The organism is Nocardia sp. NPDC052316, from assembly GCF_044547795.1.
Classification (GTDB): Bacteria; Actinomycetota; Actinomycetes; order Mycobacteriales; family Mycobacteriaceae; genus Nocardia.
Genome location: NZ_JBIUBB010000001.1, coordinates 1,498,702 through 1,512,325, shown reverse-complemented (window position 1 = coordinate 1,512,325; position 13,624 = coordinate 1,498,702). Strand labels below are relative to the sequence as shown.

Genomic DNA, 13,624 nt, shown 5'->3' with positions numbered 1-13,624 from the left:
CCCTCGATACTGGACCTTATGGCGACGAGAGTGATCGGAGCGGGCACCCTGGCTCGCGACCTTGGCCGGTGGCGGAACGTGGACGTGGACGGCGAGACCGAGTCGTCCCGCAGGTCCGCGCGTCCGGCGTATCTCGCACTCGCCGAGGGCATTCGGCTGCTGATCCACGATGGGCGGGCCCCGCTCGGCGTCGCGTTGCCGAGCGAACGCGATCTCGCGGCCACCCTCGGCGTCAGCCGGACGACGATCACCTCCACCTACTCGCTGCTGCGCGAGAACGGCTACCTGATCAGCCGCCAGGGTTCGCGCAGCACCGTCGCCCTGCCCAGGGACGTGCAGCACGACGGCAGCAAGCCCGCGCGCAGCATCCTGGCGATGATGGCGGCCTCCGAGCTGCCGACCATCGACATGACCTACGCCGCCATGGCCGCGCCGCTGGAGATGCAGGAGGCGTATTCGGTTGCGTTGGAAGGGATTCCGGCCTATCTCGGTACGCACGGCATGGATCCGGTCGGTGTGCTCGCGCTGCGCGAGGCGATCGCCCGCCGCTTCACCCAGCGAGGCCTGCCCACCGAGCCGGACCAGATCCTGGTCACCCTCGGCGCCCAGCACGGTTTGCGGTTGCTGCTGAATGTGCTCACCGCGCCCGCGGCGCGGGTGCTCATCGACCACCCCACCTACCCGAACGCGATCGAGGCGATCCGCGACGTCGGCGCGCGGCCGGTGCCGGTGCCGCTGCGCCCCGAGCATCCGGACCAGGGCTGGGACCTCGACGGAATCCGCAGTGCCGCAAGACAAACCGCCGCCACACTGGCCTACCTGGTACCCGACTTCAACAACCCGACCGGCCTGCTGCTCGACGCGGAGGGCCGCGCGGAGCTGGCCGCCATCGCCAGGGAGACCAGGATGACCGTGGTGATCGACGAGTCGATGGGCGACCTGCACCTCGCCGAGGGGGTCCAGCAGCCGCCGGTCGCCGCCTTCGCCAAGGGCAACGAGATCGTCACCATCGGCTCGGCGTCCAAGTCGTTCTGGGGCGGCCTGCGGGTCGGCTGGATCCGTACGAATCAACCGTTGATCACCAAGCTGCTCGGCATCCGCTCCACCGTCGACCTCGGCACCCCGGTGATGGACCAGTTGGCCACCGTCCATCTGCTGGCCAACGCGGACACCATCCTGGATCGGCGTCGCGATCAGCTGCGTGCGCAACGCGCGGCGCTGCTGGACGCGGTGGCCGAGGAGCTGCCGGATTGGCGGCTGCTGCACGGCGCGGGCGGCATGTCGGTGTGGGCGCAGCTACCGGCGCCGGTGTCCACCGCACTGGCCGCCACCGCGCCCAATCATGGTGTATTGCTCGCCGCCGGACCGAGATTCGGCGTGCAGGGCGCGTTCGAGCGCTTCATCCGCCTGCCCTTCACCCATCAGGAGCCCGAACTTCGCCTGGGGGTCAAGGCGATTGCCGCCGCCTACGACGCGCTGACGCCGCGTGCCGCCGACCCGCTCCAGCCGTTGACCTGCTACTGAGCCGATGCGCCGCAATGTTGTTGTGGCGCAACGTTGATGTGGCGCGGCGTTTGATGTGGCGCAGCGTTGATGTGGCGCAATGTTGTGGCGCCGCGATGTTGTTGTGGCGCGGCGTTATTGTGGCGCAGCGTTGGTCGGCGGCGCACGCCCGGTCGAATGCGCTTGTCGCCGCGGCCTACTGGCGTCGACCGGTACCAACGCCGCTGAGCAGCGTGTCGATGACCCGACCCGCGAGGGCATCCGGGTCGGCGCTGCCGTCCAGTTCGGCGTTGCCGTGCACGGTCTCGTTGATCAGCGCGAGGTAGACCCGCCGCACCCAGGTCGGGTCGGCGTCGGCCGTGATGAAGCCGTCGGCGCGGGCTCTGGCCAGCACCGCATCGCAGTTGGCGAAGACAGCCGCTTGGAGTTCGGCGACCTCGGGATCGGTGCTGTCCACCCGATCGAGGGCGTAGGACGCCCCGTATTTGATCTCGATGACATTGGCGGTCGCCTGATGCAGCGCGACCAGAGGCGGCGCGGTCAACGGCCGTGCGGCATCGACCGCGGCCGCGATGCGCCGCCACGCGGCCACCGCCATGCTGCGCACCAGGTCCTCGCGGTTGGCGAAGCGCCGGTGCACGGTGGTGCGGGCGACGCCGGCGGCCTCCGCGATCTGCTCGAGCGTCGCGTGGGGGTGCTCGCTCAGCACGCGCTCCGCGGCGTCCAGGATGGCGCGGACGGTGCGCTCGGCATCGGCGCGCAGTGGGCGCGCGGAAGTGGGCGGCATGGGTGCTCCGTTCGCTGGGATCTCCCGAGATACTACACGTGAGCTGCGTCTTGAACGTTAGTTGCAACATTGGTGTTGCATTTCTTGGAGATAAGGCTACTCTGATGTTGCATAACATCGAAGGAGCTCGAAATGACCCGCACTGGAAAAACCGCCCTCATCACCGGCGCCTCGTCCGGCATCGGCGCCGAGTTCGCCGCCGCCTTGGCGGCCCGCGGCGACGACCTCGTTCTCGTCGCCCGCACACTGCCGCGACTGGAAGCCCTTGCCGCGCAGCTACATCAGCGCCACGGCGGCCGAGTCGAGGTCATCGCGCAGGACCTCACCGCACCGGACGCCGCCGCATCAGTGGCGGACGAGCTTGCCGCACGGGGACTCTCGGTCGACCTCTTGATCAACAACGCGGGCTTCGGCAGCGCGGGCCGCTTCGAGGATCTCGACGTCGAAAGCGAGCACGATCAGCTCATGGTCAATGTCGTTGCGCTGGCAGGGCTTACCCGCCGTCTCGTCCCCGGCATGCTCGAACGCGGCAGCGGTGAAGTCGTCAATGTGGCTTCGACCGCGGCCTTTCAGCCGTCGCCCTACTTCGCGACCTACTCCTCCGGCAAGGCCTTCGTGCTGAACTTCAGCTTGTCGCTGTGGAGCGAATACCGTGGCCGCGGCATCAAGGTCCTCGCGGTCTGCCCCGGCCCGACCGAGACGCCGTTCTTCGAGACTGTCGGCACCCGTGACGCGGCGCTCGGCCGAATGGGCAGCGCCGCAGCGGTTGTCGAGTCCACGCTGCGCGCGCTCGAACGCAACAAGGGGTATGTCGTACCCGGCGCGTCGAACTTCGCCGCCGCACACCTGATGCCCCGCCGCCCGCGCACCCTGGTGGCGCGCATCGCCAAGCTCGTCACCCGTGGACTGGCTGACGGCGGCCGCCCGATCGCTCCCGCGGTTTCTTCGGCCATCGCCTGAGCGCGCGAAAAAGGCCCCGGGTCGAGTCCCCGGGGCCTTGATCGAAGCGAAAAGTTAGTTCGTCCAGATAGATTCGATCGGCGTCGCCTCGCTGGGCGGCGGGGTGGGGATGCCGTTGGGCGTGCGGGAGAACCGCGGCGCCGGGGCGTGCTGGGTGATGTTGTCTACCTCGATCAGCGAACCCCTGGCCGTGATGTGCTCGTTGCGGGTGGCTTCCTCGAAGGTGAGGACGGGGGACACGCAGGCGTCGGTGCCGACGAAGATCTCCGTCCACTCATCGCGGGTCTTGGTCAGGAAGCGTTCCGTGAAGAGCTTTTTCAGCGTTTCCTGCCCGGCCGGATCGAGCTGGAACGGCAGTCCCTCGGGGTTGATGTCGAGTCCGGCCAGCAGCTGGGCGTAGAACTGTGGCTCGATCGAGCCGACCGCCATGTACTTGCCGTCCGCGGTTTCGTAGGTGTCGTAGAACGACATTCCGGTATCGAGCAGGTTCACCCCGCGCTCGTCGGACCACGCGCCGGACCCGCGCATTCCCCAGATCATGTGCGAAAGAGCAAGCGCGCCATCGACCATCGCGGCGTCGACGACCTGCCCCTTGCCGGAGCTCTGCCGCTCGACGAGCGCGGCAAGCAGGCCGAATACCAGGAACATCGAGCCGCCGCCGAAGTCGCCGACCATGTTCAGCGGCGGCACCGGGCGCTCACCCTTGCGGCCGATGGCATGCAGCACACCGGTGATGGAGATGTAGTTGATGTCGTGGCCGGCACGATCGGCCAGCGGGCCTTCTTGGCCCCAGCCCGTCATCCGCCCGTAGACCAGCCGCGGATTGCGCGCGAGCGCCTCGTCCGGGCCGAGTCCCATCCGCTCGGTCACTCCGGGTCGGAAGCCCTCGATGAGCACGTCGGCCTTCTCGATCAGCCCGAGCACCTTCTCGATGTCGGCCGGGTCCTTGAGGTTGGCCTCGACGATGGTGCGCCCGCGCTGCTGCGGCCGGTCGAATCCGCCGGGTATCTGGCCGGCCCGTTGGATCCGCACCACATCGGCGCCCAGATCGGCCAGCAGCAACGCGGCGTGCGGCCCCGGCCCGATCCCGGCCAGCTCGATGACCCTGATGCCCGCGAGCGGGCCCTTGACGGCGGTGGATGGAGTGCTCACGCCCTACCTCGGTTCGTCGTTGATCCAGCGCACGGCGTCCCGGCGCTCCTCCGGAAGGGACCCGGAGGGTGTATTGACAGTATGACAATAACGCCGCATCGTCCGCCGGACGCCCTCCCCTCCGGTCGGCACGGTCGAGGAGCGGTCCGCGAATGCCGGTCCACTGACGATGTCCACGCGGCGTCCGCCGTGCACCGGCTCATCCGGTACGACAGAATCCCAGCAGCGCACTATTCGCGGGAGCGTCCGGCGAACCTGCGCGGTGAGGTGGAGTCATGCGGGAGCCCAGCGAGGCACGATCATGAGTGCTGCGGGTGAGGTCATTGTCGGCCTGGTCATTCTCGTCGGCCTATTGGGCATCATCATCCCGATCCTGCCCGGCGTCATCCTGATCTTCGGCGCGATCACGGTGTGGGCCTTCCTGACCGGCGGCGCGACGGCCTGGACTGTCTTCGCCGTCAGCACGGTCCTGCTGGTGCTGTCCGGCGTCATCAAATACACCTGGCCCGGCCGGAAGATGAAGGACGCGGGGGTAGCCAACCGCTCCCTTGTGCTCGGCGCGGTCCTCGGCATCATCGGCTTCTTCGTGATCCCGGTGGTCGGCCTGTTCGTCGGCTTCGTGCTCGGCGTCTACCTCTCCGAACTGCACCGCCTGCGCGTCGGCCAGCAGGCCTGGCAGGCAACGGTGCACGCGCTCAAGGGCGTCGGCCTGTCCATGCTCATCGAGCTCCTTGGTGCGCTACTCGCCACCGGCGTCTGGGTGGTCGGCGCGATCGCCGCCTAGCCTGCTCCGAGCGCGTTTGCCCTATCGAATCGTGTTGTCTACCGGCGCTACTCGACGATGGGCAGCGGAATCGTGTCCACCTCTCCGGGTTTGGGGAGACTGTCGCGGCGGATGGGCAATGTGGGTTGTTCGGCGGTGTACAGCGGCAGCGTCGGCGCCGGGTCGGCGGGGAGGGCGCGGACCCGGGCGGGCAGCCGGTAGAAGGCGCGGGCGTTGTCCTCCAAGACGGCGAACATGTCGGTACCGACCACGTCGCAGATAAGGTCGACGTCGGAGTCGCGGAAGGGGCGGCCCGCGCGAGTACCGGGCAGGTCGGTGCCGAACATCAGCGCCTCGGGGTTGACCGCGTGGATGCGGCGCAGGGTGTCGGCGACGTTCATCGAGACGCGGCCGAAACCGGTCGCCTTGACCTTGGCGCCGCGATCGACCAGATCGAGCAGGAACGGCAGGCCCTCCTCGGACATGCCGAGATGATCGATGGCGAAGACCGGCAGCTTGGAGATCACCGGCTGCAGCGAAGCGAGCATCGTCCCGTCGATATAGACCTCGACGTGCCAGCCGACCAGCTCGTGCGCGCGCAGCGCCTGCAAGGTCATGCCGGTGATGTCGGCGGCGGCGCGCTTGAGGTTGAACCGCAGCCCGCGCACGCCGATGCGGTCCAGCTCGAGGATCTCGTCGTCGGTGGCGTCCAGATCCAGGCGGGTGACGCCGACCCAGCCCTCGCCCAGCTCGGTGAGGGCCGCCTTCAGATACGTCTGATCGGTGCCCTGGAAAGACCCGCTGACCACGGCACCGCCGCCGACATCGAAGCGCGACATGCGCTTTCGATAGTCGGCGATGGTGAAGTGGCCGGGCAGGTAGCCCTCGTTCTCGAACCGCGGGAACCGCGGATCGAAGATGTGGAAATGGGCATCGAACACCTGTACAGAATGCCTCAGTACGCGTCGTTCCGCTGTCGCGGACCCACCAGGCGAGTCGTCAGACCTTGTGCGGCTCGCTGGCGCGCAGCATGTCTTCCCGCTCGACCACCTTGACGCGCTCGCGGCCCTCTGGCTCGCCGAGCGAACGCTCGTGCGCGTCCAGCCGGTACCAGCCCTGCCAGGTGGTGAACGGAATGCCCTTGCCCTCCAGGAACTCGGTGACCGCGTCCAGCTCCGGCCGCTCGGCCGGGGTGAAGTTCGCGCTGTCGTCGAGCAGGCAGGCCACGGTCTCGTTGGCGTCGCCCTTGGTGTGGCCGATGAGGCCGACCGGGCCGCGCTTGATCCAGCCGGTGACGTAGGTGGCCGGGACGTAACGATCGGCGCCGTCGGCGTTCTCGTCGGCGATGACCCGGCCCGCTTCGTTGGGCACGGTGCCTGCCTGGTCGTCGAACGGCAGGTTGGTCAGGTTCTGCGACAGGTAGCCGACGGCCCGGTAGACCGCCTGCACATCCCATTCCTTGAACACGCCGGTGCCCTTGACGTTGCCGGTGCCGTCGAGCTGGGTGCGCTCGGTGCGCAGGCCGACGACCTTGCCCTGCTCGTCGCCGAGGATCTCGGCGGGCGACTCGAAGAAGTGCAGGAACAGCTTGTGCGGCCGGTTGCCGACGTCGCGAATGGCCCACTGCTCCAGCGTGTTCGCGATCATGTCGACCTGCTTGGAGTGCCTGCGCGCGGCCTCGGAGCCCTCGTCGTACTCGATGTCCTCGGGGTCGACGATGACCTCGATGGTCGGCGAGTGATCGAGTTCGCGCAGTTCCAGCGGGGTGAACTTGGCCTGGGCCGGGCCGCGGCGGCCGAACACGTGCACCTCGAGCGCCTTGTTGGCCTTGAGGCCCGCGTAGACGTTCGGCGGGATCTCGGTCGGCAGCAGTTCGTCGCCGGTCTTGGCCAGCACGCGGGCCACGTCGAGCGCGACATTGCCGACGCCGAGCACGGCGACCTTCTCCGCGTCCAGCGGCCAGGTGCGCGGCACGTCCGGGTGGCCGTCGTACCAGGACACGAAGTCGGCGGCGCCGTAGGAGCCGTCCAGGCCGATGCCGGGGATGCCGAGCGCGCGGTCGGCGTTGGCGCCGGTGGAGAAGATCACCGCGTCGTAGAACGTGCGCAGGTCGTCGAGGGTGATGTCGGTGCCGTAGTCGATGTTGCCGAGCAGGCGCACCTGCGGCTTGTCGAGGACCTTGTGCAGGGCGGTGATGATGCCCTTGATGCGCGGGTGGTCCGGCGCGACGCCGTAGCGGATGAGCCCGAACGGCGCGGGCATGCGCTCGAACAGGTCGATGCTGACCTCGGCATCGGACTTCATCAGGGCGTCGGCGGCGTAGATCCCCGCGGGTCCGGCGCCAACGATGGCGATGCGGAGCGGGCGATTCGCTGCACTCTGTTCGGTCATCTTTTACGCGCACCCTTTTGGTTGAGAAACAAATACGGCGTCTTCCTTAGCCTAGGCTAAGTTACGCGCTGGCTGGTTGCACCTGACGATGCGGACACCGGAGTTGTCGGCTCGTGGCCATTCCGGTCGCGGCTATGACAGCAGGCCGCAGTCTCGCGATTCTATCGGTGGCGGCCGAGGCGGCCCGCGCCGGTGCGTGAACTGAACGGATGCCGCGCCACCGGTGTTGTCCGGCTTGCCCGGTCTCGCGGCGGTGATTCCGCTGCGGTGCGGCGGAGTTCGCAACGCCTGGCTGCGTGTGGCAGGGGTGAGCGTCGGATAAGCCCGCCGACCAGGGATCATGCTCGTATGAGCAAAGAGCAGCAGCCTGCGGAAGACGAGATCATCCCGGTCGATCAGACCGACAAGCGTTCCGTCGTACCGTTCGTCGCGGCCGCCGTCGTCGCGGTGCTCGTGCTCGCCGGGATCGTCATCGGCGGGGTGCTGTCGCCCGCTGAGAAAAATGTCACAGAATCCGACCGGATCGCCGCCGCGGTGCGCGGCTTCGTCGAGGGCTCCAACAGCACCGATCTGGTGCCCCCACCAGGCACGGGCTGCCCGGACTTCGACCCGAAGCGCTCACCGCTGGTCGGGCGCTCCGGCGGCGGAAAGACCGTGGAGATCACGAAACTCGTCGATCCGAAGGTCGACGGCGATCGCGCGATGGCGACGGTTACCACGAAGGTCGACGGCGAAGAGGCCACCTCGACCTGGAATCTGACCCGCTCCGGCGACAAATGGCTGGTCTGTAATTGAGCATTCTCATACCGTGAGCAGCCGTTTGACAGGGTGACCCCTGTCGAGGCAATCTCAGCAGAAGGTCATGAGAACCAGTGTCAAGCCCCGGCAATACTGGTCGGCAACCCTCCTCCGCGGTGGGGTGCTCCGGGTGACGACCTGGCCGCGCGTCAAACCCGAGCGCGGCAAGTGCGGATTCTAGGAGGGTCCAGATGAGTTATGCCGGTGACATCACTCCCCAGCAGGCCTGGGAACTGTTGCGAGACAACCCCGAAGCCGTCTTGGTCGATGTGCGCACCGAGGCCGAGTGGAAGTTCGTCGGCGTGCCCGACACCAGCTCGATCGAGCGCCCGACGGTACTGATCGAGTGGGTCGATGCTACGGGGACGCGCAACGGTGAGTTCACCGAGCAGCTGGTCAAGGCCCTGGACGGGCACGATCCGGCGGCTCCGGTGATCTTCCTCTGTCGCTCAGGTCAGCGCTCCATCGGCGCGGCCATCGCCGCGACGCAGGCCGGTTTCGGCACCTCCTACAACGTGCTCGACGGCTTCGAAGGCCCGGTCGACGCGCACGGACATCGGGGCGGCAGCGGCTGGCGCGCCCTCGGCTTGCCGTGGCGGCAGTCATGAGTAGCTGCTGTTCGGCGGCCGCGTTGTCGCGCAGCCGCGTCGCCGGGGGGCAGTGGGTCCTCGGGAGGCAGTCATGATCACCGGTGGTGCGTTCGACAAGCCGCTGCCCGAAGGGGTCGGCCCCGCGACGCTCGGTGTGCGAGGGGGCTTGCGGCGCTCCGGTTTCGAGGAGACCTCCGAGGCGCTGTACCTGACCTCCGGTTTCGTCTACGAGAGCGCGGAGGCCGCCGAGGCCGCGTTCACCGGCGACGTCGAGCATTTCGTCTACTCCCGTTACGGCAATCCGACGGTCGCCATGTTCGAGGAGCGGATGCGGCTGCTCGACGGTGCCGAGGCGTGTTTCGCGACGGCGAGCGGAATGTCGGCGGTATTCACCGCGCTCGGCGCGCTGCTCGGCGCCGGTGATCGACTGGTGGCCGCGCGCAGCCTGTTCGGGTCCTGCTTCGTGGTGTGCAACGAGATCCTGCCGCGCTGGGGCGTCGAAACCGTCTTCGTCGACGGCGAGGATCTGGACCAGTGGGAGCAGGCGCTGTCGGTGCCCACCCAGGCGGTGTTCTTCGAGACACCGGCCAACCCGATGCAGACCCTGGTCGACGTGCGCCGGGTCACCGAGCTCGCGCACGCCGCCGGCGCGAAGGTGGTGCTGGACAACGTCTTCGCCACCCCGCTGCTGCAGCGCGGTTTCGAACTGGGTGCCGACGTGGTCGTCTACTCGGGCACCAAGCACATCGACGGCCAGGGCCGGGTGCTCGGCGGCGCCATCCTCGGCGCGAAGGACTACATCGAGGGTCCGGTGAAAACCCTGATGCGCCATACCGGTCCGGCGCTGAGCCCGTTCAACGCGTGGACACTGCTCAAGGGTTTGGAGACGATGCCGCTGCGCGTGCGCCACTCCACGGAGTCGGCCCTGCGCATCGCCCGCTTCCTGGAGACCAACAAGGCCGTCAGCTGGGTGAAATACCCCTTCCTGGAGTCACATCCGCAGCACGAGCTGGCCACCGGCCAGATGAGCGCGGGCGGCACGGTGGTCACCTTCGAACTGAACGCCCCCGCCCACGAGGCCAAGAAGCGCGCCTTCGAGGTGCTCAACCGCCTGCGCATCATCGACATCTCCAACAACCTCGGCGATGCCAAATCCCTGATCACCCACCCCGCCACCACAACTCACCGCGCCATGGGCCCCGAAGGCCGGGCCACCATCGGCCTTTCCGACGGCGTAGTCCGCATCTCGGTCGGCCTCGAGGACGTCGAAGACCTGCTCGCCGACCTGGACCACGCCCTCAGCTAGCAACGACAAAGGCTCCACCCGTCGCGGCGGGTGGAGCCTTTGTCATTGCTCAGGCCAGGGCGCGCAGGCGCGGGGCGAGGTCGCGCTGGAAGAGGTCGAGGAAGCGGCGCTGGTCGTGGCCGGGGGCGTGGAAGACCAGGTGGTTGAGGCCGGCGTCGAGGTAGGGCTTGATGAGGTCGACGGCCTGGTCGGGGTCGCTGGCGACGATCCAGCGCTTGGCGATCTGCTCGATCGGGAGGGCGTCGGCGGCGGCCTCCATCTCGATCGGGTCGGTGATGCTGTGCTTCTGTTCCGGCGTCAGGCTCAGCGGGGCCCAGAAGCGGGTGTTCTCCAGGGCCAGTTCGGGATCGGTGTCGTAGGAGATCTTGATCTCGATCATCCGGTCGATGTCCGCGACGGTGCGGCCCGCCTTGGCGGCGCCCTCGGCGACCGCCGGCATCAGCTTCTCGGTGTAGAGCTCCATGCCCTTGCCTGAGGTGCAGATGAAACCGTCACCCGCGCGGCCCGCGTAGCGCGCGACCAGCGGTCCGCCCGCGGCCACATAGACCGGGATGCCGCCCTTGGGCACGTCGTAGATCGACGCGCCGACGGTGTTGTAGTACTCGCCCGCGAAGTCCACGCGGTCGCCGGTCCACAGCGCGCGCATGAGCTCGACCGCCTCCCGCAGCCGGGCGAAGCGCTCCTTGAACTCCGGCCATTCCCCCTTGTACCCGGTGGCGATCTCGTTGAGCGCCTCGCCGGTGCCGACGCCGAGCATGATCCGGTCCGGGTACAGACAACCCATGGTGGCGAAGGCCTGCGCGATCACGGCCGGGTTGTACCGGAAGGTGGGGGTGAGCACCGAGGTGCCGAGCTGGATCCGCTCGGTGCGCTCGCCGACCGCGGCCATCCAGGCCAGCGAGAACGGCGCGTGCCCGCCCTTGTGCCGCCACGGCTGGAAATGGTCGCTCACCGTGGCACTGTCGAGGCCGTGTTCCTCGGCCAGTACCGCGATCTCCACCAATTCCCGCGGCCCGAACTGTTCCGCCGACGCCTTGTATCCGAGCTTGAGCTCACCCATGTGCGCCACTCCTGTCGCTTCGCTGCACACCTGCGGTGCGGGCATTCCCGCACCCCGTTTGTCGACCGCGGACACGCTGCGGTCATGTCTCGCTGCAACCGCGCCGAGCTCGCGGACCTTCCCGCGCCGGGCGATCGCATGCGCACTGTCCGACGCGCGTCATATGGCCGTCTTCGACCATAGTCAGCGGCACCCACCAGTGTGCGAAGGGTCGCATCGACAGTCGCTCCGGCCATGCGCGGCGAAGACGGACTCCGTCCGCCTGTGTCCTTGGTGGGACAATTGTCTGGTGACTGACGAACCGATCCTGTCCTACCTGACCGACATGGACGGTGTGCTGGTGCACGAGGACCAACTGGTGCCCGGCGCCGACGAGTTCCTCGCCGAGCTGCGCGCCAACGAGACCCCGTTCCTGGTGCTGACCAACAACTCGATCCGCACCCCGCGCGACCTGCAGGCCAGGCTGCGCCACACCGGCCTCGACATCCCCGAGGCGGCGATCTGGACCTCCGCGCTGGCCACCGCCACCTTCCTGGACGAGCAGCGACCCAACGGCACCGCCTACGTGGTCGGCGAATCCGGTCTCACCACCGCGCTGCACGAAATCGGTTACGTGCTCACCGACAGCAACCCCGACTACGTGGTGCTCGGCGAGACCCGCAACTACTCGTTCGAGGCGATCACCACCGCGATCCGGCTGATCGAGCGCGGCGCGAGTTTCATCGCCACCAACCCGGACCCGACCGGCCCGTCGCGCGACGGCTCGCTGCCCGCGACCGGTTCGGTCGCCGCGCTGATCACCCGCGCCACCGGCCGCGACCCGTACTACGTCGGCAAGCCCAACCCGCTGATGATGCGCTCGGCGCTGCGCCGGATCGGCGCGCACTCGCAGTCCACGGTGATGATCGGCGACCGGATGGACACCGATGTCATCTCCGGGCTGGAAGCGGGTATGCGCACCATCCTGGTCACCACCGGTATCTCCACCCGTGCCTCGGTCGAGGCGTATCCGTATCGGCCGACCATGGTGCTCGACTCCGTGGCCGATCTGGTCGGGCGTACGAAGGAGCCGTTCGCGGACTGATCGCGGGCGCCGACGGCAGCGGGCTGTGCTCTGTCCTGCGGCAGGGCAGGTCAACCCTGCTCTTCGACGATCGCGTCCAACGCGGTGGACAGCATGGTGAGCATCTCCACGGTCGCCGCGAGCTGTTCGAGGCCGAGCTCGTCCACCAGCCGCTTGGCCACCGCCGCGTGCTGCGGATTGATCCGGCGCACCGCCGCGAGGCCCGCGTCGGTGACCGCGACCAGCTTCGCGCGGCGGTGCGCCGGGTTCGGCCGGTACTCGGCAAGTCCCTTGTCCACCAACAGGTCCGCGATGCGCTGCACGCTCTGCCGGGTGATGCCCATCTCCCGGGCGATGCCCGCCACCGGCAGCGGTTCGGCCAGCACCGCACCGAGCACCTGCCACCAGGCCGCGGTGAGCCCCGCCGGGCGCGCCAGTTCCTCGGCGATCGCGAGGAACTGACCGTTCAGTCGAAATGACGTGATGGCGGCCGTGGCGAACAGTTCCTGTTCATTTCTGGTCACTTCCACCTCCTGGCGATCCGGCCGTCCGGCCGGATCGCCGCGTGATTGTTCCGCATCAGACGTGCGCGCCCGACCGTTGCTCCTCGTACTCGGCGAGCACCGCCCAGCCCGCCGGATCGGAGTGCCCGTACAAGCGGTACCAGCCGTCGAGCACGTGCGGCTCGTACACGCCGAGCCTGCCGAGTGCCGCCTGCGCGAACTCGAACGGTGCGGTACCGCTCGCGGTGATCAGATCGCCGTCGGTCACCGCGGCCTCGTCCAGGTAATTGTCGGCCCCCGCGTATCCGCTGTAGAGCAGGAATTCCCGAACATTGCTGGTGTGCTTGCGGTTATCGAGCAGACCTTCCCGCGCCAGCCCGAGTGTCGCACCGCAGATCGCCGCGACCGGAACTCCTGCGTCGAGGAACTCGCGGGCCTTGCGAGCGAACGGCATGAGTTCCTCACTGTCCCAGGTATCGGCGCCGGCCAGGATCAGCATCGAGCTCTCGGCGGGCGTGAGATCGGCCAGCGCCATGTCCGGCACTATGCGCATCCCGCCGAGGGTGGTGATCGGATCGGTGGTCAGCCCAACCGTTTTGGTCTGCCAGGTGCCCGGCTCCCGCTGCCAGGTGGTGCGGTTGATGTGCGCTGTGGTCGCGCCGATCTCCCAGTCGGAGAAGGTGTCGTAAACGGCTACGTGGACTGTCTTCGTGGTCATGACAGTATTCTGTCATATTTGACAGCATGC

At 68.1% G+C, this 13,624-nt stretch carries 14 protein-coding genes and 1 riboswitch; of the genes, 7 read left to right on the top strand and 7 right to left on the bottom strand.

The window, feature by feature from the left end; all coding sequences use genetic code 11:
• Positions 1–18 precede the first annotated feature (18 nt).
• A complete protein-coding gene (locus ACIHA7_RS07025; RefSeq protein ID WP_397286353.1) occupies positions 19–1,524 on the top strand; it encodes a PLP-dependent aminotransferase family protein in 1,506 nt (501 codons plus the stop codon).
• Between the two features lie 175 nt (positions 1,525–1,699).
• On the opposite strand, the gene ACIHA7_RS07020 is transcribed toward ACIHA7_RS07025, so the two are convergent.
• Positions 1,700–2,290 carry a TetR/AcrR family transcriptional regulator gene (locus ACIHA7_RS07020; protein WP_397286351.1) on the bottom strand — a complete coding sequence of 197 codons (591 nt, stop codon included), beginning with the start codon at positions 2,288–2,290 and terminating at the stop codon, positions 1,700–1,702.
• A gap of 132 nt (positions 2,291–2,422) precedes the next feature.
• Between ACIHA7_RS07020 and ACIHA7_RS07015 the strand changes: the two genes are divergently transcribed.
• Complete coding sequence (locus ACIHA7_RS07015) at positions 2,423–3,250, top strand: SDR family NAD(P)-dependent oxidoreductase (protein ID WP_397286349.1); 828 nt, start codon at positions 2,423–2,425, stop codon at positions 3,248–3,250.
• Between the two features lie 54 nt (positions 3,251–3,304).
• On the opposite strand, the gene ACIHA7_RS07010 is transcribed toward ACIHA7_RS07015, so the two are convergent.
• Complete coding sequence (locus ACIHA7_RS07010) at positions 3,305–4,402, bottom strand: CaiB/BaiF CoA transferase family protein (protein ID WP_397286347.1); 1,098 nt, start codon at positions 4,400–4,402, stop codon at positions 3,305–3,307.
• Positions 4,403–4,703: 301 nt separating this feature from the next.
• On the opposite strand from ACIHA7_RS07010, the gene ACIHA7_RS07005 reads away from it, so the two are divergent.
• A complete protein-coding gene (locus tag ACIHA7_RS07005) occupies positions 4,704–5,186 on the top strand; it encodes a DUF456 domain-containing protein (RefSeq protein WP_397286345.1) in 483 nt (160 codons plus the stop codon).
• A gap of 47 nt (positions 5,187–5,233) precedes the next feature.
• On the opposite strand, the gene ACIHA7_RS07000 is transcribed toward ACIHA7_RS07005, so the two are convergent.
• Positions 5,234–6,106, bottom strand: a complete 873-nt coding sequence (locus ACIHA7_RS07000) for an amidohydrolase family protein (RefSeq protein WP_397286343.1) — start codon at positions 6,104–6,106, stop codon at positions 5,234–5,236.
• A gap of 58 nt (positions 6,107–6,164) precedes the next feature.
• The gene (locus tag ACIHA7_RS06995) at positions 6,165–7,556 is read right to left on the bottom strand and encodes an FAD-dependent oxidoreductase (RefSeq protein WP_397286341.1); all 1,392 of its coding nucleotides are present in this window, start codon (positions 7,554–7,556) and stop codon (positions 6,165–6,167) included.
• 348 nt (positions 7,557–7,904) lie between these two features.
• Here ACIHA7_RS06995 and ACIHA7_RS06990 point away from each other — a divergent pair, with 348 nt between their 5' ends.
• The 3 genes from ACIHA7_RS06990 (at position 7,905) to ACIHA7_RS06980 (ending at position 10,250) form a co-directional block, all read left to right on the top strand.
• On the top strand, positions 7,905–8,351 hold the full coding sequence (locus ACIHA7_RS06990; protein ID WP_397286339.1) for a hypothetical protein: 447 nt from the start codon (positions 7,905–7,907) through the stop codon (positions 8,349–8,351).
• A gap of 63 nt (positions 8,352–8,414) precedes the next feature.
• A riboswitch (SAM riboswitch) is annotated at positions 8,415–8,531 on the top strand.
• A 14-nt stretch (positions 8,532–8,545) separates the two neighbouring features.
• Positions 8,546–8,962, top strand: a complete 417-nt coding sequence (locus ACIHA7_RS06985) for a rhodanese-like domain-containing protein (protein WP_397286337.1) — start codon at positions 8,546–8,548, stop codon at positions 8,960–8,962.
• 73 nt (positions 8,963–9,035) lie between these two features.
• Entirely contained in the window at positions 9,036–10,250 is a 1,215-nt protein-coding gene (locus ACIHA7_RS06980) for an O-succinylhomoserine sulfhydrylase (protein ID WP_397286335.1), read from the top strand.
• Positions 10,251–10,299: 49 nt separating this feature from the next.
• On the opposite strand, the gene fgd is transcribed toward ACIHA7_RS06980, so the two are convergent.
• Positions 10,300–11,310 (bottom strand): glucose-6-phosphate dehydrogenase (coenzyme-F420), encoded by a 1,011-nt coding sequence (gene fgd / locus ACIHA7_RS06975; RefSeq protein ID WP_397286333.1) that lies wholly within the window; start codon positions 11,308–11,310, stop codon positions 10,300–10,302.
• A gap of 325 nt (positions 11,311–11,635) precedes the next feature.
• On the opposite strand from fgd, the gene ACIHA7_RS06970 reads away from it, so the two are divergent.
• Positions 11,636–12,394, top strand: coding sequence for an HAD-IIA family hydrolase (locus ACIHA7_RS06970; protein ID WP_397286567.1), 759 nt, complete (start codon positions 11,636–11,638; stop codon positions 12,392–12,394).
• Between the two features lie 50 nt (positions 12,395–12,444).
• On the opposite strand, the gene ACIHA7_RS06965 is transcribed toward ACIHA7_RS06970, so the two are convergent.
• Both ACIHA7_RS06965 and ACIHA7_RS06960 read right to left on the bottom strand, forming a co-directional pair.
• Positions 12,445–12,897 (bottom strand): MarR family winged helix-turn-helix transcriptional regulator, encoded by a 453-nt coding sequence (locus ACIHA7_RS06965; RefSeq protein ID WP_397286331.1) that lies wholly within the window; start codon positions 12,895–12,897, stop codon positions 12,445–12,447.
• Between the two features lie 55 nt (positions 12,898–12,952).
• Positions 12,953–13,594 carry a type 1 glutamine amidotransferase family protein gene (locus ACIHA7_RS06960; protein WP_397286329.1) on the bottom strand — a complete coding sequence of 214 codons (642 nt, stop codon included), beginning with the start codon at positions 13,592–13,594 and terminating at the stop codon, positions 12,953–12,955.
• Positions 13,595–13,624 lie beyond the last annotated feature (30 nt).